Here is a 19,251-nt window from a genome sequence, read left to right as displayed (position 1 = left end):
CAGCCGGGTCGGCGCGCGGCCGACCCGGAGCCGGTCGTCGCTCAGCCGACCGTCGCGAGGAGCGGGCGCACGTGCTCGTGCAGGTCCTCGACCGGCACGAACCGGTCGTCGAGGCCGAAGCACGACGGGCCGAACACGTCGAGTGCCTCGGGCGTGCGCATGAGCTCGGGCGTCGAGACCCCGATGACCCGGACGCGCTGACCGAAGCGCAGCCGCTCGGTCGTGATCGGCTCGGCGGTCTCGGCGTCGAGCACGCAGATCAGGTCCGGGACGACGGCGACGAGTCGGCCGTCCCGGTGCGCGACGAGGTTCTCGTTCTGGAACCGGATCTCGAGCTCGGAGCCGTCCGCGCCCTGCACGGTGGCCCGGCCGCGGGCGAACCCGTCGACCGTGCGGCGCTCGACGTCGACGACCTTGCCGTCGAACAGCTCGCGCAGGTGCGTGTAGATCGTCGCGCCGAAGGCCTCGGCCAGGGCGTCGACGGGGTCGCGGTTCGTCTCGCGGGCGACCCGGATCGCCCGTCCCACCGAGAGCGCCAGGGACAGGGTGCGCGGCACCGCGGTCTCGCGCACCTGGCGGCCGGACATGGCGTACTCGGCGATGTAGGCGACGCCGCCGAGCCGGATGGTGACCCCGCGGGCCAGCCACTCCATCTGCTTGTTGTCCGTGCCGGTCTCGATGATGACGCCGTGGCCGTTCTCGTCGCTGATCGCCAGCGGGCTGCCCGGGACCCCGTAGACCGAGAACGTCTCCATCTGCAGCTCGGGGAACGCTCGGCCCATGCCGTCTGCGTCGACGACGGGCAGGCCACCGGTGGCGCCGACGAGCAGCGGGATCATCGAGTTGATGCCGCCGCACTCGATCGGCATGGTGGCGGTGGCGGTCCGGCCGAGGTGGGCCTCGAGTCGACGGAGGGCGCCGAGGGGTTCCGGGCCGGCCGGGATCCGTTCGAGCACCACGGTGGGGGCACCCATCTGCGCGGTCGGGATCACGAGGGCGTCGTCGGGTACCTCGGACGGGTCGAGGATCGTGATCGGCCCGTGCTGTTCGATGGCGGCACGCACCAGGAGCATCCCGATGGTCGGGTCGCCCCCGCCGCCGGTGCCGAGCAGGGCGGCGCCGCGGGCCAGGTCGGGCAGGTCGTCGACGTCGAGGGTCCAGCTCATCGTTCTTCCTCCGTGCTCGTCTCGCCCGTGCTCGTCTCGCCGCGGCTCGTGGTGCCGTCGTGGCGGACGGCTGGGGTGTCGTAGCCGAAGTACCGCGGGCCGGCCAGGCGCAGGCCGTCCGGGGAGTGCCAGCGCTCGTCGGCCGGGGCCGTGATGATCCGGATGCGGGCGCCGAACCGCAGGGCCTCGGTGGTGATCGGCTCGCCGGTCTCGGCGTCCAAGGTGATGATGAGGTCGGGAGCCGTGGTGCGGACCCGGCCGGCCACCTCGACCAGCAGGTGCTCGTTCTGGAACCGGAGCAGTGCCTCCAGTCCGGTGTCGCTGCCGGAACCGGCGATGCGGGCGGTACCGCGCGCGAACCCGGTGACGGTCTTCCGCTCGATGTCGGCGACCTTGCCCTCGAAGACGACCGAGCCGCCGAGCACGGCGGTGACCGCCGTGACGGGGTCGGCGTTCTCCTCGCGCGCCCGCACCAGGGTCTCGCCGAGCCGGACGCTCAGCGACAGGCTGCCGCGCACGAAGGACTCCTTCACCTGTGCGCCGGACATGGCGTACTGCGCGGTGATCGCGGAACAGCCCATCTCGACCGTCGCGGTGCGGGCGAGCCGTTCCGCCCACCGGTTGTCCACCGTGTCGAAGACGGCGGTGTTGCCCTTCTCGTCGGCGAGCGCCATCGGGGTGGCGCTGACACCGGACAGGGTCGGCAGCACCATCTGCACCTCGGGGAAGGCGCGGCCCATGCCGTCACCGTCGACGAGCGGCAGGCCGAGCTCGGCCGCCGCGACGATCGGGGTCGTCGAGTTGACGCCACCGACCTCGATGCAGGCCAGGTGGGTCGGGGTCACGCCGAGGAAGGCGGCCAGGCTGCGGATCGCCTGGGCGAACTGCGCTGCGGACGGCAGCTTCTCGACCATCACGGTCGGGGCGCCGATCATCGCGACCGACAGCACCACGGCGTCGTCGGGCAGGTCCTCGACCTGGACGATCTCGACCGGGCCGTGGGCGCGGACGGCGGCCTCGGCGAGCAGACGGCCGATGTAGGGGTCGCCGCCGCCGCCGGTACCGAGGATCGCGGCGCCCCGGGCGAGGGCGGAGCAGTCGGTGCCGATCTCGGTGAGGAGGGGTGCTGTGGGCGCGGCGCGCCTGGATGCTGCCCGCGCGGCTGCGGCGTGTGCGGCTCCGGCGCGGGGCGCTGCTTGCGTGACGCTCATCGGACCAGCGCTCCGAGCGCCAGGTCGCCGACCGCCTTGGCGCGGATGCGGGTGGCGTTGCCCGGCAGGTACGGGATCGGGACCTCGTCGAAGTCCACGATGTCCACCGACCCGGGGTCGGCGCCGGCCGCGATCGCACGGTCGACGGCCTCCTGCCGGGCCTCGTCGACCACGGCGGACCGGCGGCCGTCGCTGATCGCGTAGACCTTGTCGACCTCCCCGCTGACCTGCGCGATCGCGGCACCGATGGCGTTGGCGACCGAGTAGTGCTCGGGGCGGTGCACGGTGCCGAGCCCGGGCAGGGTGTCCGGCAGCAGCACCGAGCCGCCGCCGACCGCCACGACCGGCAGCGGCGCCGACGAGGTGCGCATGCGCTCCACGATGTCGGCGACGCGCTCGGCGATGACGTCGAGGGCGCGGGCGGCGACCTCGGTGGGCACCCCGTCGACGAGCGACGGGTCGCCGATCGCACCGCGGCCGCCGCGGACGGCGACGTCGGTGGCGGTCAGCGTCGAACCGCCGAACACCAGGCCCTCCTCGGTCAGCCGGTAGCCGACGGAGTCCGGGCCGACCACGCTGCCGTCCTCGCGGATGCGCGAGCCGCCGCCGATGCCGACCGACAGCACGTCGGGCATGCGGAAGTTCGTGCGGATGCCGGCGACGGCGACCTCGCCGGTGGCCTCGCGCGGGAAGCCTGCGGTCAGGACGCCGACGTCGCTCGTGGTGCCGCCGACGTCGACGACCGCGCAGGTGTCGAAGCCCGACAGCACGGCGGCACCGCGCATCGAGTTCGTCGGGCCCGAGGCGAACGTCGCCACCGGGTAGCGGCGGGCGTACTCGACGTCCATCAGGGTGCCGTCGTTCTGGCTGAGGAACAGGGGCGCGTCGATGCCGCTGCCCGTGACCGACCCGGACAGGCCGTCGACGATGCGGTCGGCGAGCTCGCGCAGTGCCGCGTTGATGATCGTCGCGTTCTCGCGCTCGAGCAGGCCGATGCGCCCGATCTCCGACGACAACGAGAACGCCACGTCCGGGCCGAGCTCGGCGGCCATGATCTCCTGCGCGCGCTGCTCGAACTCGTCGTTGATCGGCGAGAACACCGACGAGATCGCCACCGAGCGGATGCCGGCGGCGGCGATCGCACCCGCGTGCCGCTTGAGCTCCTCGGGGTCGAGCTCCGAGATCACGCGGCCGTCGAACTCGTGGCCGCCGTGCGCCAGGAACGGCTGAGCGTTCACGGCCGACACCAGGTGGCCGGGCCAGTCGGTGAACGGCGGCAGGGACGCGGTCGCGGGCAGGCCCAGTCGCACCGCCGCGGTCGGGGCGAGGCCGCGGGCCTCGATGAGCGCGTTGATGAAGTGGGTGGTGCCGATCATCACGCCGTCGATGTCGGTGGTGCCGAAGGCGTGCTGCTCGCGCAGGCCCTCGAGCGCGGCGACGATGCCCGAGGTCACGTCCGGGGTGGTGGACCGCTTGACCGCTGCACGGACGGTGCTGCCGTCCATCAGGACGGCGTCCGTGTTGGTGCCGCCGACGTCGATGCCGATGCGCATGGGTGGTTCCCTTCGGTGGTGCTGTGGAGCGGGGTGCGGGTGCTGTGGGGGTGGAGCGGGGGTGGGGACCGGCCGCGCCGTCACGCGGATCAGGTGCGCGACGCCGCGACCGGCCGTTCGGGGGCCCGTCAGGCGGGCTGCTCGCCGGCCGTGGCGGGCTGGGTGCCGGGCACGGCGGGCTGCTCGCCGGCCGTCGCGGGCTGGGCACCGGTCCCGGCGGGCTGAGCGGCGGCCGCCGTGGGCGCGTCGGCCGTGGGTGCCGACTCGGTGCGGCTCACGCCCACGCCCCGCACCAGGCCGGTCTTGCCGGCGATCACATAGAGCACGAACGCGATGACCACGGAGTTGATCGAGGGGATGCCGACGGCCACGAAGTACCCGATCAGCGAGGCGACCGCCCAGATCACCAGGGTGGCCGGCACCCACGTCGGCGAGGTCGCGGGGATGTTCTCGGCACCGCTGAGCTCACGCCGCCACCGCTTCACCACGAAGTACTCCGCGACCATGATCCCGGCGATCGGCGGGAAGACGACCCCGAGCACCGTGAGGAACGGAGCGAGTGCGCCGAGGAACCCGACCGCGGCGAGCACCGACCCGACGACACCCATCACGAGCGTGACCAGGCCGCGGTTCACCTGCTTGCCGAACACCGCGTCGATGAAGTTCGTCACGCCCAGGCTCGAGCTGTAGATGTTCCAGTCGTTGATCTTGAACGTCCCGAGCAGGATCACCAGGATGCCGACCCAGCCGACGCTCGACGTGATCACGCGGGTGATGTCCGCGGAGCCGACGGCGTGTGCGAGCAGGACGCCAGCCAGGCCGATCACGTACTCACCGAGCGTCACGCCGAGCAGGGTCTGCTTCACGACGTCGCCGGTGGTGCGGTTGAAGCGCGTCATGTCGGGCGTGATGACCGCACCGACGATGAACCCGCCGGCGACGAGCGTGGTGCCCGCGACGAAGCTGAGCTCGGGGCCGGCCGGGGCCCGCGCGGCGAGCTCGGCGATCGAGTGCTGGCTCAGCTCGACCACCACCGCCCAGCCCACCAGGACGAGGAACAGCGGCACGGTCACGTTCGCCAGCCACTGCATCGAGTTGAACCCGCGCAGGACGATCGCCGTGACGAGCAGCCCGAACACGAGCGACCAGGCCCATGCGGGCAGGATCGGCAGGATCGCGACGAGCCCGGCTGCCGAGACGCCCGACTGGATGCCGAACCAGCCGATCAGGCTCAGGCCGATCGCCAGGCCCACCAGCGCCGACCCGGCCTTGCCGAACCCGGTCCAGCGGGCGATGACCGACGTGTTCAGCCCCTCGCGCACGCCGATGACACCGACGAGCACCGAGACGATCTCGAGGATGACGGCACCGAGCGTGATCGCCCAGAAGGCCTCCCAGAAGCCCATGCCGAAGCCGAGCGTCGCGCCGAGCAGGAACTGCGACAGGGCCGAGATCTGCCCGAAGCGCTGCACGGCGACCTGGAACCAGCCGTAGCGGGCGGACATCGGGACACGGCTGAGCGAGTAGTCGTCGACGACGACCGACTCGCCGCGCGGGCTTCGTGGTGCTGACACTGCGGTCTCGCTGGCCATGGGGGCTCCTCGGGGAAGGATTCGGCGTGGGGCCGATCGGATTGGGAGCCACGGTAGGACCCTGCCGTCGCGGCGTACATGTGCAGAACGTCGTTACGGGCACGTGAATCCGGGCACAGTGCACCGGCCGAGTCGCTCGCACGTCGGCGAACGCCCGCCCGTTAGGCTTCCGAGGTGCGTCTCGTCATCGCCCGTTGCTCCGTCGACTACGCGGGCCGGCTCTCCGCCCACCTGCCGCTCGCGACCCGCCTGCTCATGCTCAAGGCGGACGGCTCGCTCCTCGTGCACTCCGACGGCGGCAGCTACAAGCCGCTGAACTGGATGAGCCCGCCGTGCTCGATCGAGATCACCGAACCCGACGACGAGCAGTCGAGCGCCGGCATCACGCAGGTGTGGACGGTCACGCAGAAGAAGACGCAGGACAAGCTCATCGTGTCCCTGTACGAGGTCGTCGCGGACGAGTCCCACGACCTGGGCGTCGACCCGGGCCTGGTGAAGGACGGCGTCGAGGCGCACCTGCAGCAGCTGCTCGCGGAGCAGATCGAGCTCCTCGGTGACGGCCACACCCTGGTGCGCCGCGAGTACATGACCGCCATCGGTCCGGTCGACATCCTGGCGCGTGACGACGCGGGAGCGAGCGTCGCGGTCGAGATGAAGCGCAACGCCGGCATCGACGCGGTCGAGCAGCTCACCCGGTACCTCGAGCTCATGAACCGCGACCCGCACCTGCGTCCGGTGCAGGGCGTGCTCGCCGCGCAGACGGTCGCACCGCAGGCGCGCACCCTCGCCGAGGACCGCGGCATCCGCGTCCTCGTGCTCGACTACGACGCGATGCGCGGCATCGAGGGCGGGCACACCCGCCTGTTCTGAGAAAGGCCCGATCCGGGTCCTCCTTCTGGGGTACGGAGACCTGAGGTTTCCGTGGCAATCGCGTGTGACGACCCTCGAAAGGGGGCCGACCGGGCGACCTCTGTGACCGAACCTGTAAGAGTTGACAGGGGGGGAGTCGCGGGGCGACCGGCGCAGCTGTCCTCCGTCATCTCGCCGTCCTCCGGGGCGGTGCCGGCCGTGATCGATGTCGATAACGGAAGAGGAATGGGGAAGACCATGACGTCACTCGCGTCACGTGTGAACAGCGATCTGTCGATCGCGAACCTGCAGATGGACCGCACCAACTGGTCCGGAGCACCAGGGGAGCTGCCCGTGCTGGCCACCCCGGCCACCGTCACGGCCGCTGCCGCGTTCGTGGCAGCCAACAAGGGGGCGGTCGCCGGTGCGGCCGCGTTCGCCGGGCTGTTCGGTGCCGGCGTCTGGGTCGGCGTCGCGACGGCCGACTAGGGGTGGTGACGATGCTGCTCGAGAAAGTGAACGCGGATGCCGCGCTCGCGACGTTGCCCTTCGCCGACGTGTCCAGCCGGGGTCTGAGCGCCTCCGTCCCGGTCCTCGCGACGCCCGCCACGGCCGCGGCGTTCTGCCCCGGTTTCGTCGCTGCGTTCAAGGGCGCAGCGGCGGGTGCCGCGGCGTTCACGGCCGGGTTCACCATCGGTCAAGCCATCGGCTGACCTCCCGTGCCGGCCGACGGTTCCTCGTCGGCCGGCACCCCGCTCGACCGCGCAGCGGTCGGGTCGACGTACGTCCTCGTCCAGACGGGTCGCACCCGCGACTCCCTCGCCCAGGAGGCCACACACCCATGCACCAGCGACTCGACCGTTCCGCGAGCGGGGGCCGCGCGTGAACGCCCGGTCCGTCCTCGCGCACGTCCCTCCGCTCCGCGCACCCCGTCTGCGGGCGATCACGGCCGGCATCGGTGACGCGTTGACCGCCGTGTCGCGACCGCGCACGGCGCTGCTCGCGGCCGAACGGATGAGCGCGGTGACGCAGGTGCTCAGCAGCGTCGAGTACCTGTTCAGCCGACGCGACCAGCGTCCCGGCGGCCTGGGCGACTGGACGTACGGTCGCAGCGCGATGGCTGCCCGGTTCCCGAAGCTGATGCCGTTCCTCGACCGCGTCTCGGAAGAGAAGATCGACAACGTCGTCCACGTGCTCCGGATCGGCGCGGGGCTGTCGCTCTTCCTGCCGTCGCACGTGACGGCACACCGGGCCCCGGCGAACGCCTTCCTCGCTGCGAGCGCGCTCGTGCTGCACCCGAAGAACCACTACGGCTCGGACGGGTCCGACCAGCTCGCCTTCCTCGTGCAGACCTCGGCAGCCCTCGGCCGTGTCGGTCGCGGTTCACCCCGAGCGGCCGAAGCGGCGGTGTGGTTCCTGGCGATGCAGGCCGCGTTGTCGTACAGCGTCTCCGGCCTGGTGAAGATCGTGAGCCGGACGTGGCGGACCGGCGAAGCCCTCCCGGGGATCCTGCGCACCCGCACGTACGGCGACGAGGGGCTCTACCGGTTCCTGACCGCGCACCCCCGCCTCTCCCGACTCGCCGCGCACACCGTCCTCGTGCTCGAGACCGCGTTCCCGCTGGTCTTCGTGCTGCCCACCCGCGCGGCCTACGGGGTCGTCGGCGCGATGGCCGCGTTCCACCTGGCGAACGCGCGGTACATGGGACTCGCCCGGTTCGTGTGGGCCTTCATGGCGACCTACCCGGCCATCCTCTCGTTGGTGCAGGGGCGGGCTGCGCGGTCACTGACAGGAGGCGCGCACCGCTCCCCCGCTCGGCTCCCGGTGATCGTCGCCTCGGTCACCGGCATCCTCGCGGTCGTCGGCATCGGTTCCGCGCTGGTGCGCCGCGCCGGCATCGAGCGAGCGGACGGGCCCGAGGCCCGGCGGCACCGCACTCGTTCACGGAACGTGCTGTCCTACCGCCTCCGGCGCGCTCCCGGTGCCCAGCCCCTGCCGCTCGTCGTGTTCGAGAGCGGTCACCAGTCCTCCGCCACCTACTGGCACTGGTACGGCGAGGAGCTCGCCGGACGGGTCGACACCCTGTTCTACAGCCGCGCCGGGTACGGCGCGAGCAGCTACTTCTCACGGGACAGCTACAGCCTGCAGGAGTCCGTCGACGACCTGGTCGACCTGGTCGACGCGGTCGCCGCCGATCGTGACGTCGTGCTGGTGGGACACTCGCTCGGCGGGTACCTCGTCACCCGTGCAGCGGAGCGCCTCGGGTCACGGGTGACCGGCGTCGTGCTCCTCGACCCGACGCACCCGGGCGAGGTCGCCGTGTCCGCGGTGCAGGCCGAGGGGGCCCGCATGCTCGACATGTCGATGCGGCTCGTCGCACCCTCGCTCCGGCTCGGACTCGGTGTGATGCTGGACGTCCCGCCGTGGGTGTCCCTCTACCCGGACGAGGTCGCAGCGCGGCTGCGGGCCGAACTGCGCGACCACGCCCTGTGGTCCACAGCCAAGCGGGAGTGGACGAGCCTGTACCAGGTGTTCCGCGCACCGGTGGGGACCCTGCCGACGACCTCGGCTCGTGTCGACGTCGTGGCTGCCGACCGCACCCTGCGTGAACACCCGCACCAGCGGGCGCTCGACGAGGAGTTCGTGGGCGCCGGCGACGACGGCCGATTCACCGTGGTCGACGACACCGACCACCTCGGTCTCCTCGCCGACCGCGCAGTCGTCGCACGGATCGCGGCCGTCGTCCTCCAGCACACGACACCGCGGGTGCCCGTGGACGCGGAGGGTGCGCGCTGATGGCCCGCCGACCCGCACCCACCACAGTCGTCACGACCGCCGTCGAGGCGGTGTTCGCCGGCTGGTTCGTCCTGACGCTCCTGACCCAGCACCCGCAGCGGAGCTTCGACCGGCTCCGCAGCCTGGACCCGGTCGGGCTGACGATCCCGAACTGGCGGTTCTTCGCCCCCGAGCCGGCCACCCAGGACTTCCACCTGATGTACCGGACCCGCGGGGCGGACGGCCAGGTGTCCCCCTGGCACGAGGCGTCCAGCATCGTCCGCCGGCGGCTCGTGCACGCGTTCTGGTTCCCCGGCCGACGCCGCGAGAAAGCGTTCTTCGACGTCGGCATCGACCTCATCGCGCTCAATTCGCTCGAGGTCGAGCAGATGCAGCAGGCGTCCTCGTACCGGCTCGTGGCCAACTACATCCGCCACGCCGTCGCGCGCCGCGAGCGTGCCGGCGACCTCGAGCCGGGCAGCGACGCCTTCCAGTTCATGGTGGTGCTCTACAGCGGCTACGACGAGTCCGGCGATCCCGAGTACCGCTTCGTCTCCGGGCTCGTCCCGCGGATCGAGGGTGCGGAACTGTCCGCGCCGACGGAGGAACGATCGTGATCGACATCGACCTGGACCGCCAGGACATCGACCGCTCCGGTGGGTACGGCGGAGCGTGGGCGAGCGTCTACGACCGGGTGTTCGAGCACGGTGGCGCGCTCGAGGCCGAGGCGCTCGGGAGCCTCGTCGCGCCCGCGTCCCGGATCGTCGAACTGGGTGCCGGGACCGGGCGGGTGGCGATCCCGCTGGCGCGTGCGGGCCACACCGTGCGCGCCGTGGAGGTGTCGTCCGCCATGGTGGACCGCCTGCGGGACAACCTGGGTGCCGAGGACGCCTCGACCCGAGCCCGGACGACGGTGGTCGAAGCGGACATGCGGGACCACTCCGAAGCGAGCGGATCGGCCGTCCTCGTCGCCTGTGTCCTCGGTTCGCTCTCCTGCCTGCCCGACCCGGCCGACCGGGAAGGCGTCGTGCGGCGGGCCTCGTCCTGGCTCGCGCCGGGTGGCCACCTCGTGGTCGAGGCGTACGACCGGGCGACCGCGGTCGGCAGGTTCGGCGTCGAGCCCCCGCCGGTCGTCACCGAGCGCCCGGACGGTGCACGCCTGACGTCGACCTACCGTCTGGACACGGCGACGGACACCTGGTCCGTCGCGCACCGGTGGGAGGAACCGCGGTCCGTCACGCTCTTCGACGAACGGGTCGCCTTCGTCGAACCCGACGAGCTCGCCGCCTGGGCGGAGGACGCCGGCCTCGAACGGGTCGCGCTGCTCGGCGACTGGTACGGCACGCCCTACGAAGCGGGCGAGAACCCGCTCTGGATCGCGGTCCTCCGGCGGCCGGCATGAACCCGGCCGGCACCATCGAGGTTCGCGACCTCGACAAGCGCTTCGGGTCCCGGCTCGTACTCGACGGGGTCTCCTTCACCGTGCCGTCGGGGCAGGTGACCGGTTTCATCGGCAGCAACGGCGCCGGCAAGAGCACGACGATGCGGATCCTGTTGGGCCTGCTCGAGGCCGACCACGGGACGGTCTCGGTCGGAGGGCACCCGATCGACTCCGCCTACCGCAGCGGTATCGGGTACATGCCGGAGGAACAGGGGCTGTACCCGGAGATGCGGGTCGGTGACCACCTCGTGTACCTGGCGCGGCTCCACGGCATGGGACGCCGACAGGCTCGCGCCGAAGTCGCGCGGTGGGGGGACGTGTTGGGGATCCGGCACCGTTTCGGCGACGTCGTCCGCGAACTCAGCCTGGGCAACCGGCAGCGCGTGCAGCTCGTCGCCGCCTTGCTCGGCGACCCCACTGCCCTCGTCCTCGACGAGCCGTTCTCGGGCCTGGACCCGAGCGGCGTCGACGCGATGGGCGCGGTCCTCGCCGACACCGCACGGTCCGGCCGCCCGATCCTGTTCTCGAGTCACCAACTCGACCTCATGGAGCGCGTCTGCGACCGGGTCGTCATCATCCACGACGGGCGGATCGTCGCCGAGGACCGAGTCGACGACCTCCTCGAGGGGACGGAGAACCTCCACGTCGTGCGCACCGCCACCCCCGTCGCCCCGGGTGTGCTCGCCGAGCTCGGTGCGGACGTGGTGACGAGCGGTCGCCATGCGCTCAGCGGCGCGACGACGGATCCGGATCGCCACGTGGTCCGGGTACCGCCCGGCACGGAGGCGGACGTCTTCCGACGCCTGGCCGCCGGTGCCGACGTGATCGGCGTCGAGCGTGCCCGCGCGACCCTGTCCGACCTCTACCGAGACGCGGTGACGCAGGATGCTGTCTGATCGACCACGGCTCGACCTCCGGCAGGTCGGCCACATCGCCGGACGCGAGGTCCACGTCGGACTGCGCATGCGGTCGTTCTGGATCGGCATGGTGGTGAGCTGTCTCTTCATCGTCGCGCTCGCGCTCGTCCCCAGGCTGCTGGCCGGCAACACCGCCTCGAGCGCGCTCGAGTTCGCCGCGACACCCGAGGCCGTCGCCGCGCTCTCGACGGACGGCCGGGGCGCGGTGCCCGGTGTGGACATCCGCGCCGTCGACACCACGAGCGAGGCTGCCAGGGCGCTCGACTCCGGCGACGTCGCGGGGACGGCAACGGTCGCCGACGGCCGGGTCACGGTCACGGTGGCCGACAGTGCCGACGAGGCCGCCGGCCTGGCCGTCGCAGCCGCGATCAGGACCGGCACACTCGAGATGATGGTGGCCGACGCCACCGGCAGTCCGGTCTCGGTCCCCGAACCGGTGGTCCGTGCCGTCTCCGACTCGTCCGGCGACGCAGCACGCCTCGTGCTCGCGTACGTCGTGTCCATCGTGCTGTTCACCCAGATCGCCGGCCTCGGCGGGTCGGTCGCGCAGGGGACGATGGAGGAGAAGACGACGCGGGTCGTCGACATCCTGTTCTCGCGCGTGCGACCCGTGTCCCTGCTCGTCGGCAAGGTCGTCGGCACCGGGCTCTTCGGTCTCATCCAGATGGCGATCCTCGCCCTCGTCGGGATCGGCGCCGTGCGGGCGTTCGGGACGGCTGGCCTGCAGGACCTCATCGCCCCGGCGGCGCTCGTCAGCATCATGTGGTTCGTCCTCGGGTTCGCCTTCTACGGCTTCATCTACGGGGCGGTCGCCGCCACCGCGAAGCGGCCGGAGGCACTGTCCTCGTCGTTGCTGCCCCTCCAGCTGCTGAACGCAGCGGTGTTCGTCGTCGCGATCCTCGCGCTCCAGGGCATCGGGGATCCGTGGGTGCGCACGATGAGCCTGATCCCGCCGTTCTCCGCGATCCTCATGCCGATGCGGCTCGCCGCCGGCGAGGTCGCCGGTGTCGACCTCGTGGCGTCCGTGGCGGTGATCGCCGCGGCCACGGTGATCGCCGCGGTCGGCGGCGCGAGGGTCTACCACCGGTCCATCACCGGCGGCCGCAGCCGTCTCCGCAGGCCGGTCCGCTCGGCTCAGCCCCGCCCGGAGCACCCGAACCCCTGACCAGCACCACACCCACCCGCACAACACCGACAGGAGCACAACGTGGAGACCACAACAATCATCTGGATCGTCGTCATCGCCGTGATCGCCGGCCTCTCGCTCACCGCCGGGGGTTGGTTCTCGCGCAAACGTCGCTGATCGGCCAGCGCGTCCGTCGACGTCGCCCTCCGGCGCCGCGAGGACCGTCCGGTCCCCCGGCCTGGAGGCGCGGCGTGCGCCCGCCCCGTCACCGCCGCAACCCGGGTGGTCGCCCGCCACCGCCCGGCTAGGGTGGGCAGGACATGACCAGCCCGTTCTCCGCCATCCTGTTCGACCTCGACGGCACCATCAGCGACTCCGCTCCGGGCATCCTCGAGAGCCTCACCCACACCTTCCGCACCGTCGGCGTGCCGGTGCCCGACCACGACACCCTGATGTCGTTCGTGGGCCCGCCGATTATGGACACGTTCCGGATCGCGATGGGCATGGACGACGAGCTCGCCGACCGCACCCTCGCCGTCTACCGCGAGCACTACTTCTCGCACGGCGCCCTCGACTCGGCGATGTTCCCCGACATCGACGTCGTGCTGCGCACCCTGCACCAGGCCGGCCTGCCGATCTCCACGGCGACGAGCAAGCCGGAGACCCCCGCGACCTACATCCTCGAGCACTACGGCCTGACCGGGGACATCGACATCATCACCGGCGCGAGCGACGACGAGGTCCGGTCGAGCAAGGCCGACGTCGTCGAGGAGGCACTGCGCCGGCTCGAGGCGCGGGGTTTCGACATCAGCCGGCCGGTGCTCATCGGCGACCGGGAGCACGACGTCCAGGGCGCGACCGTGCACGGCGTCCCGGTCGTCTTCGCCGAGTGGGGCTACGGCGCTCCGCACGAGGCCGAGGGCACCATCGCCCGGGCCGCGACCCCGCTCGACCTGCTGCCGATCCTGCTGCCGTCCTCGCCGCCGGCCGCATGAGCGGCGAGGTCGCCCGGCGGGGGCTCCGCGGCGCCGCCTGGTTGCTGCCGGCCGCCATCGTCCTCATCGCGCTGAACTTCCGCGGTCCGATCGTCGCGACCGCACCGGTGATCGGCGACGTGCGCGCCGACCTCGGGCTGACCGCGACGATCGCCGGCCTGCTCACGACGATCCCGGTGCTGTGCTTCGCGCTGGCGACGCCGTTCGCCAGCTGGGTGATCGCGAAGGCCGACCCCGAACGCGCGGTGTCGCTGTCGCTCGTGATCGTGCTCGTCGGCACCGTCGTCCGGTCCGTCCCGAGCTCGGCCGCGCTGCTCATCGGCACCGCGGTCATCGGCATCGGCATCACGATCGGCAACGTGGTGATCCCGGTCGTGATCCGGCGGGACACCTCGCCGGAGCGCGTCGGCCTGGTCACCGGGGTCTACACGTCGGCGCTCAACGTCGGGTCGATGATCACGTCGCTCGGCACCGCTCCCCTGGCCGCGCTGTGGGGTTGGCCGGTCGCCATCGCGATCTGGGCGCTCTTCGCACTGATCGCCGCCGCGGCCTGGACCTACGCGGTCGGCGGCCGCGCGGCCTGGCGTCGCCCGCTGCCGGCGGCGCAGGACGAACCCCTGCCCGTGACCGGCCCGATCGACCAGGTGCTCGACACCGGCGCGATCCGCACCGCCCGGGCCGCCGAGGCCGCACGCGTCGCCGCCGCCGAACCGATCCGGCCCGCGCGACGGCTCATCACGTGGGGCCTGACACTGGCGTTCGGCGGCCAGGCGTTCTCGTACTACGCCCTCACCGCGTGGATCCCGACCCTGCTGCACGACGAGATCGGCTTCTCGAAGGCGTCGTCGGGCGCGAGCTCGTCGGTGTTCCAGATCCTCGCCGTGGTCGGGGCACTCGGGGTCCCGCTGCTCGCGACGCGGTGGCGGCCCCGCGCGATCATCGCCCTGGTCGGGTTCCTGTGGCTCGCGATGCCGCTCGGCCTGCTGTTCGCGCCGCAGCTCTGGTTGCTGTCGTCGGTGCTCGGCGGAGCCGCACAGGGTGGCGGCATCACCGTGATCTTCATCGTCATCGTCCGCATCGTGTCGAGCGACGCCGACGCCCGCCGGATGTCCGCCTTCGTGCAGGGCGGCGGGTACTTGCTCGGCTCCGCCGGCCCCCTCGTCGCGGGTGCACTGCACGGGGCGACGGGCACCTGGACCGCGCCGCTGCTCGTCGTGCTCGTCTCGGTGCTGACCCTCGGCGTCGCGGGGACGATCGCCGCACGCCGGGTCACCTGAGCCCACCTGCGCCCCGCTTCGTGAGCAGGAGCGCGCAACCCGACCATTCCTGCTCACGAAGTGCGCGCGCGACCGCGAGCGCCCGCGGTCAGCGCGCCTCGAGCACCTCGCGCAGGGACATCGGCGCCCGCCCGGTGATCCGCTCGACGTCGCCAGACACCTGCGCGAGCGCCCCCTCGGCAATCGCCGTGTAGGTGCTCACCCACGCGTCGGCCTGCCACGGCTCCGGGTTCCACTGCGCCCGTGACGCGTACGCCTCGTCGAGCGTCTCCGGGTGGTAGCTGACGGTGCGCCCACGGACCTCGGACACGATCGCGGCGGCCTGCGCGAGGGTGATCGCCTCCGGCCCGGTCAGGTCGTACGTCTGGTCCCGGTGCGCATCCGGGTCGTGCAGCACCGCGGTCGCGACCCGCGCCACGTCGGCCCGGGCCACCGCGGCCATGGCGCCGTCGCCGGCCGGCCCGCGGATCACGCCGTCCTCGCCCACCAGGTCCTCGACGAAGTCCAGGTAGAAGCTGTCGCGCAGGAACGTGAACGCCATCCCGCTCTCGCGGATCGCCTGCTCGGTCGCCCAGTGGTCGCGTCCGAGCGTGAAGGTCGCGTCCGGCGCCGCGCCGAGGAACGACGTGTAGACGACGTGCCGCACGCCGGCCTCGGCAGCGGCCCGCACGAACGTACGGTGCTGGTCGAGGCGGTCCTCGGCCTCGGCACCGGACACCATGAGCAGCACCTCGATCCCGTCGAGCGCGGCCCGGCTCGCCTCGGCGTCGGCGTAGGTCGCGACGGCGATGTCCGTGCCCGGCAGCTGCGGTGCGCGCGACGCGTCCCGCACGAGCATCCGGAACGGCACGCCGTCCGCGGCGAGCGCGGCGCTGACCGCGCCGCCGATGTTGCCGGTCGCTCCGGTGATGGCGATGGTCATGGTCGCTCCTCGTGTGGTGTCGGCTCGGTGGTGCGGTCGCGGCAGTCGTCGGTCACGTCCACACCGTCCTGGAGGCCCGGATCACCGTGGGCGCGACCCTCGCGGCGTTCACGCCGTCCACCTCCACCGCCCAGGTGCGGGCGGCGTCGTGGTCGCGGCCGTGCCGCACGTGCCGGCTGACCAGGCGGTCGAGGCGCACGTCGTCGTCGACGGCGCAGAACCAGGTCTCGGTGAACAGTCCGGCGAGTGCCGACCACGGTGCGGCGTCGTCGAGCAGGTAGTTCCCCTCGGACACCACCAACCGGGTCGCACGCGGCACCGCGATGCTGCCCGCGACGGGCTCGTCGACGCGTCGGTCGAAGTCCGGCGCCCACACGACGTCCTCGTCGGCGGCGACCAGCCTGCGGACGAGCGCGACGTAGCCGTCGGCGTCGAAGGTGTCGGCCGCGCCCTTGCGGTCGTGCCGGCCGAGGGCGTCGAGCGCCGCGTTCGACAGGTGGAAGCCGTCCATCGGGACCTGCACGGCCGTGCCCGCGCCGAGGCGGTCGTCCACGGCGGCGACGACGCGCTGCGCGAGCGTGGACTTGCCCGCACCCGGCGCCCCGGCGATGCCGAGCACCGCGCGGCTGCCGGAACGAGCCAGTTCGACGGCACGCTCGACGGCCTGGTCGACGGTGGTGCCGCGGTCGCTCACGGCCCCATCCTCGCAGAGCGCACCGACGTCGCGGGGCGGTGGTTCACTTGCCGCATGGTCGATGCGACGAAGGCGTTCAGCGGATTCTCGGTGCGCGACGTGCCCGAGGCGGCGGCGTTCTACCGGGACGTCCTGGGGGTCGAGGTCACCGAGGACCACGGCATGCTCTTCCTGCAGCTCGGCGGTGGCCACCGGGTGCTCGTCTACCCGAAGGGTCCCGCCCACGAACCGGCGACCTTCACGGTGCTGAACTTCCCGGTGCCCGACGTCGATGCCGCGGTCGACGAACTCACCGCGAAGGGCGTCACGTTCCTGCAGTACGAGGGGATGACCGACGACCGGGGCGTGAACCGGACGGGCGGCCCGCTCATCGCCTGGTTCACCGACCCGTCGGGCAACGTCCTCAGTGTCGTCGAGGAGTGACGATGTCCTGAGCCCACGCCGCCGAGGGGCTACCGGTCGATCCGGGCGAGCCAGTCGCGCACCAGGGCGGCCCGTCATCGGCCGCAGTTCTTCTCTGCCCTGTGCTTCGATACCCCGATGAAGCTCCACGTCGAGGTGCAGGGCCAGGGGGAACGCACGGCGCTGCTGCTGCACGGGATGACCGGGTCACGGGAGAGTTGGTGGCGAGTCGTCCCGCTGCTGGTCGCGAGTGGCCACCGCGTCCTCGCGATCGATCTCCCCGGTCACGGGAGGTCTCCGCGCGATGACACCATGACGGTGGAGCGCGCTGCGCGCTCGATCACGGAGTCCACTGCCGACGAGTGCGGGCCGATGCCAGACCTCGTCATGGGCCATTCGTACGGTGGCTTGCTGCTCGCCGCGGCTGTGGACGCCGGGGTGCTCACGCCGAAGCTGTCGGTGTACATCGACACTCCCTTCACCACACGTGGCGGCTGGGACCGGGCCGAACTGACCGCCGCGTACGAGCAGGACAGGCGCTCCCGGACGGTCGACGGACTCCGAGCATCCCGGCCGTTCTACAGCGACCAGGACTGTGTGGTCGAGGCGCGTGCAGCCGAGTGCTTCGACCCCGCCACTGCGGCCGCGCAGGCGACGGGTCCGGGAGTCTCCTTCCAGCCGGAGCCCGGATCGATCATCCTCCGAGCGGAGCCGAGCTCGTACGTCGACGACGAGACGGCGGCACTGCACAGCGGCCGTGGCGTGATCGTCCGTGACGTTCCCGGCGCAGCGCACTCCGTCTGGTACAGCCACTTCGACGAGTTCGTCGCCGCCCTCCCCGAGGTGTTCACCTGACGATCGCCTCTCGAGCGCGGGTGCGACCCCCGCTACGGAAGTGGTCGCCGTCGGATCCAGACCGAGACCGACACGTGGGCCAGTCCGGCCACGGCGAGGCAGGCCATCGTCCACCCGACGATGCCGCGCCCCGTCGCGATGAGGACGATCCCGAGGACGCTGGCGAGTGCGACCAGCAGTGTGCCGAGCACGAGCATGAACAGGCTGGTCACAGGGCTGGCGTTCTGGGTGAGCTGCGCGTCACGTACCCAGGTCGGGTCCCGGACACGCCACAGCAGGAGCGCGACGGTCCCGACGACGAGCACGATGCCCGCCGCGAGGAGGACCGCTTCAGCCACGACGGGGTGACGCGGTCATCGGGACAGGGCACCCGCCCAGCCCAGGGCGATGGGGACGAGCAGCCCGTGCCGGTACTGCGGGAGGTCGGCGATCGGGATCCATCGCGCCTCGTCCGTCGAACCGTCGAGCTCGTCGCGCAGGGCACCCCCGACGACGGTCGCCCGGAACACCACCTGCACGGCCTTCATCGGCCGGCCGTTCCGGTGGATGCGGCGCTCGGCGGGCACGGTGTGGTGGCGGACCCCGAGCAGGGCGCCGACCTCGGCCTCGTAGCCGGTCTCTTCACGGACCTCGCGCGCGACGGCCTGCTCGACCGTCTCGTCGAACTCGACCCCGCCGCCCGGCAGCGTCCACGTGCCCGCGTCGGGGTGGCGCAGCCGTGCCAGGAGCACCCGGGACCCGTCCGTGATCACGCCGTAGGCGGCGAGACGGGTGTCGTAGTCGGTGTACTCCATGGGCCGACCATGCCAGGTGGGTGGGCCGACGACGGCGAGCCGCGCCGTGCCTCCAGACCGTGCACCGGGCCGCGCGCGGTCGTCGGGTTCAGACCGCGACGCGAGCCGCCGCCCAACCGGCGCGCATCCGCGAGACCGCGCGGTCGTAACCGGCCAGGGGGTCGCCGTCGTCGCGGATGACGGACTGCAACTGCAGGCCCTCGTACAGTGCGAGCAGCTGCTCGGCGGCGTGCCGGGGGGACGCGCCCCGCGGCTCGCGACCGGCGACGACGTCGCGCGCGAGCGCGATGGTGACGTCCTCGAACGTCCGTGCGTACTGGGTGCGGAACCAGCCGGTGGCGGCGTGGTCCGGGTTCGACGTCGCGCTGAGCACGGCCACGCGCAGGCGGACCAGTGCCGGGTCCTCGACACCGGCGACGAGTCGGGCGCGCAGGTACGCGACCGCGCCCTCGTGCTCGGCGATCGGCCAGAGCGCCCGGCGGCTGCCGTCGACCCAGCGGTCCATGACGGCGACGACCAGGAGCGCCCAGACCGGGTACACCCGCTGGAGCTCGGCGACCGGGACCCCGGCGTGCGCGGCGACGTCGTCGGGTCCGACCCGGTGGAAGTCCCCGACGCGGTAGGCGCTGATCGCCCCCGCCACGATCTGGGCGCGGAGGGCGGCGTCGGTCGTGGGCATGGA

General features: G+C 72.3%; 21 protein-coding genes. 12 read left to right on the top strand and 9 right to left on the bottom strand.

The annotated features are described in order from the left end of the window. Positions 1-41: 41 nt before the first annotated feature. The 4 genes from I8920_RS00360 to I8920_RS00345 form a co-directional block, all read right to left on the bottom strand. A complete protein-coding gene (locus tag I8920_RS00360; protein ID WP_198657243.1) occupies positions 42-1,166 on the bottom strand; it encodes a DUF917 domain-containing protein in 1,125 nt (374 codons plus the stop codon). Next, positions 1,163-2,377, bottom strand: coding sequence for a DUF917 domain-containing protein (locus I8920_RS00355; RefSeq protein WP_232832769.1), 1,215 nt, complete (start codon positions 2,375-2,377; stop codon positions 1,163-1,165). Before I8920_RS00355 ends, I8920_RS00360 begins: the two co-directional genes overlap by 4 nt. After that, positions 2,374-3,930 carry a hydantoinase/oxoprolinase N-terminal domain-containing protein gene (locus tag I8920_RS00350; protein ID WP_198657242.1) on the bottom strand — a complete coding sequence of 519 codons (1,557 nt, stop codon included), beginning with the start codon at positions 3,928-3,930 and terminating at the stop codon, positions 2,374-2,376. Before I8920_RS00350 ends, I8920_RS00355 begins: the two co-directional genes overlap by 4 nt. Before the next feature lie 128 nt (positions 3,931-4,058). Beyond that, the gene (locus I8920_RS00345) at positions 4,059-5,522 is read right to left on the bottom strand and encodes a purine-cytosine permease family protein (RefSeq protein WP_198657241.1); all 1,464 of its coding nucleotides are present in this window, start codon (positions 5,520-5,522) and stop codon (positions 4,059-4,061) included. 174 nt (positions 5,523-5,696) lie between these two features. On the opposite strand from I8920_RS00345, the gene nucS reads away from it, so the two are divergent. The 10 genes from nucS (at position 5,697) to I8920_RS00295 (ending at position 14,902) form a co-directional block, all read left to right on the top strand. Continuing rightward, positions 5,697-6,392: an endonuclease NucS gene (gene nucS / locus I8920_RS00340; RefSeq protein ID WP_198657240.1), complete on the top strand. Its 696-nt coding sequence runs from the start codon at positions 5,697-5,699 to the stop codon at positions 6,390-6,392. A 237-nt stretch (positions 6,393-6,629) separates the two neighbouring features. Continuing rightward, the gene (locus I8920_RS00335; protein ID WP_198657239.1) at positions 6,630-6,860 is read left to right on the top strand and encodes a hypothetical protein; all 231 of its coding nucleotides are present in this window, start codon (positions 6,630-6,632) and stop codon (positions 6,858-6,860) included. 5 nt (positions 6,861-6,865) lie between these two features. Next, positions 6,866-7,084, top strand: a complete 219-nt coding sequence (locus tag I8920_RS00330; protein ID WP_198657238.1) for a hypothetical protein — start codon at positions 6,866-6,868, stop codon at positions 7,082-7,084. A 169-nt stretch (positions 7,085-7,253) separates the two neighbouring features. Then, positions 7,254-9,167, top strand: coding sequence for an alpha/beta fold hydrolase (locus I8920_RS00325; protein WP_198657237.1), 1,914 nt, complete (start codon positions 7,254-7,256; stop codon positions 9,165-9,167). Then, a complete protein-coding gene (locus I8920_RS00320) occupies positions 9,167-9,763 on the top strand; it encodes a DUF5819 family protein (RefSeq protein ID WP_198657236.1) in 597 nt (198 codons plus the stop codon). The genes I8920_RS00325 and I8920_RS00320 overlap by 1 nt, the downstream gene beginning before the upstream one ends. Next, positions 9,760-10,548 (top strand): class I SAM-dependent methyltransferase, encoded by a 789-nt coding sequence (locus I8920_RS00315; protein ID WP_198657235.1) that lies wholly within the window; start codon positions 9,760-9,762, stop codon positions 10,546-10,548. Before I8920_RS00320 ends, I8920_RS00315 begins: the two co-directional genes overlap by 4 nt. Then, entirely contained in the window at positions 10,545-11,483 is a 939-nt protein-coding gene (locus tag I8920_RS00310; RefSeq protein ID WP_198657234.1) for an ABC transporter ATP-binding protein, read from the top strand. Before I8920_RS00315 ends, I8920_RS00310 begins: the two co-directional genes overlap by 4 nt. Further along, positions 11,473-12,669, top strand: a complete 1,197-nt coding sequence (locus tag I8920_RS00305) for an ABC transporter permease (protein WP_198657233.1) — start codon at positions 11,473-11,475, stop codon at positions 12,667-12,669. The genes I8920_RS00310 and I8920_RS00305 overlap by 11 nt, the downstream gene beginning before the upstream one ends. 281 nt (positions 12,670-12,950) lie before the next feature. After that, positions 12,951-13,625 (top strand): HAD hydrolase-like protein, encoded by a 675-nt coding sequence (locus I8920_RS00300; protein WP_198657232.1) that lies wholly within the window; start codon positions 12,951-12,953, stop codon positions 13,623-13,625. Beyond that, on the top strand, positions 13,622-14,902 hold the full coding sequence (locus I8920_RS00295; protein WP_198657231.1) for an MFS transporter: 1,281 nt from the start codon (positions 13,622-13,624) through the stop codon (positions 14,900-14,902). The genes I8920_RS00300 and I8920_RS00295 overlap by 4 nt, the downstream gene beginning before the upstream one ends. Before the next feature lie 88 nt (positions 14,903-14,990). Here I8920_RS00295 and I8920_RS00290 read toward each other — a convergent pair whose 3' ends face one another. Beyond that, positions 14,991-15,824, bottom strand: coding sequence for an SDR family oxidoreductase (locus tag I8920_RS00290; RefSeq protein ID WP_198657230.1), 834 nt, complete (start codon positions 15,822-15,824; stop codon positions 14,991-14,993). Positions 15,825-15,876: 52 nt separating this feature from the next. Next, positions 15,877-16,518 carry a nucleoside/nucleotide kinase family protein gene (locus I8920_RS00285; RefSeq protein WP_198657229.1) on the bottom strand — a complete coding sequence of 214 codons (642 nt, stop codon included), beginning with the start codon at positions 16,516-16,518 and terminating at the stop codon, positions 15,877-15,879. A gap of 54 nt (positions 16,519-16,572) precedes the next feature. On the opposite strand from I8920_RS00285, the gene I8920_RS00280 reads away from it, so the two are divergent. Both I8920_RS00280 and I8920_RS00275 read left to right on the top strand, forming a co-directional pair. Next, entirely contained in the window at positions 16,573-16,941 is a 369-nt protein-coding gene (locus I8920_RS00280) for a VOC family protein (RefSeq protein ID WP_198657228.1), read from the top strand. 117 nt (positions 16,942-17,058) lie between these two features. After that, positions 17,059-17,775 carry an alpha/beta fold hydrolase gene (locus tag I8920_RS00275; protein WP_198657227.1) on the top strand — a complete coding sequence of 239 codons (717 nt, stop codon included), beginning with the start codon at positions 17,059-17,061 and terminating at the stop codon, positions 17,773-17,775. Positions 17,776-17,807: 32 nt separating this feature from the next. Here the strand turns inward: I8920_RS00275 and I8920_RS00270 are convergent, their stop codons facing one another. The 3 genes from I8920_RS00270 to I8920_RS00260 all read right to left on the bottom strand — a co-directional run bounded on the left by I8920_RS00270 (position 17,808) and on the right by I8920_RS00260 (position 19,248). Next, entirely contained in the window at positions 17,808-18,113 is a 306-nt protein-coding gene (locus I8920_RS00270) for a hypothetical protein (RefSeq protein ID WP_198657226.1), read from the bottom strand. A 15-nt stretch (positions 18,114-18,128) separates the two neighbouring features. Beyond that, a complete protein-coding gene (locus tag I8920_RS00265) occupies positions 18,129-18,569 on the bottom strand; it encodes an NUDIX hydrolase (protein WP_198657225.1) in 441 nt (146 codons plus the stop codon). A gap of 88 nt (positions 18,570-18,657) precedes the next feature. Continuing rightward, complete coding sequence (locus tag I8920_RS00260) at positions 18,658-19,248, bottom strand: TetR/AcrR family transcriptional regulator (RefSeq protein WP_198657224.1); 591 nt, start codon at positions 19,246-19,248, stop codon at positions 18,658-18,660. Positions 19,249-19,251 lie beyond the last annotated feature (3 nt).

The organism is Curtobacterium sp. YC1 (genome assembly GCF_016267665.1).
In the GTDB taxonomy this organism is placed as follows: Bacteria; Actinomycetota; Actinomycetes; order Actinomycetales; family Microbacteriaceae; genus Curtobacterium.
Note: the sequence above shows the minus strand (reverse complement) of the source record. Positions and strands in the feature narration are given on the sequence as shown.

Bases quoted from the DNA above. Each gene is read 5' to 3' on its own strand.
- I8920_RS00360 (WP_198657243.1), bottom strand. From the start codon at position 1,166: ATGAGCTGGACCCTCGACGTCGACGACCTGCCCGACCTGGCCCGCGGC.
- I8920_RS00355 (WP_232832769.1), bottom strand. From the start codon at position 2,377: ATGAGCGTCACGCAAGCAGCGCCCCGCGCCGGAGCCGCACACGCCGCA.
- I8920_RS00350 (WP_198657242.1), bottom strand. From the start codon at position 3,930: ATGCGCATCGGCATCGACGTCGGCGGCACCAACACGGACGCCGTCCTG.
- I8920_RS00345 (WP_198657241.1), bottom strand. From the start codon at position 5,522: ATGGCCAGCGAGACCGCAGTGTCAGCACCACGAAGCCCGCGCGGCGAG.
- I8920_RS00335 (WP_198657239.1), top strand. From the start codon at position 6,630: ATGACGTCACTCGCGTCACGTGTGAACAGCGATCTGTCGATCGCGAAC.
- I8920_RS00320 (WP_198657236.1), top strand. From the start codon at position 9,167: ATGGCCCGCCGACCCGCACCCACCACAGTCGTCACGACCGCCGTCGAG.
- I8920_RS00310 (WP_198657234.1), top strand. From the start codon at position 10,545: ATGAACCCGGCCGGCACCATCGAGGTTCGCGACCTCGACAAGCGCTTC.
- I8920_RS00305 (WP_198657233.1), top strand. From the start codon at position 11,473: ATGCTGTCTGATCGACCACGGCTCGACCTCCGGCAGGTCGGCCACATC.
- I8920_RS00300 (WP_198657232.1), top strand. From the start codon at position 12,951: ATGACCAGCCCGTTCTCCGCCATCCTGTTCGACCTCGACGGCACCATC.
- I8920_RS00295 (WP_198657231.1), top strand. From the start codon at position 13,622: ATGAGCGGCGAGGTCGCCCGGCGGGGGCTCCGCGGCGCCGCCTGGTTG.
- I8920_RS00290 (WP_198657230.1), bottom strand. From the start codon at position 15,824: ATGACCATCGCCATCACCGGAGCGACCGGCAACATCGGCGGCGCGGTC.
- I8920_RS00280 (WP_198657228.1), top strand. From the start codon at position 16,573: ATGGTCGATGCGACGAAGGCGTTCAGCGGATTCTCGGTGCGCGACGTG.
- I8920_RS00275 (WP_198657227.1), top strand. From the start codon at position 17,059: ATGAAGCTCCACGTCGAGGTGCAGGGCCAGGGGGAACGCACGGCGCTG.
- I8920_RS00265 (WP_198657225.1), bottom strand. From the start codon at position 18,569: ATGGAGTACACCGACTACGACACCCGTCTCGCCGCCTACGGCGTGATC.
- I8920_RS00260 (WP_198657224.1), bottom strand. From the start codon at position 19,248: ATGCCCACGACCGACGCCGCCCTCCGCGCCCAGATCGTGGCGGGGGCG.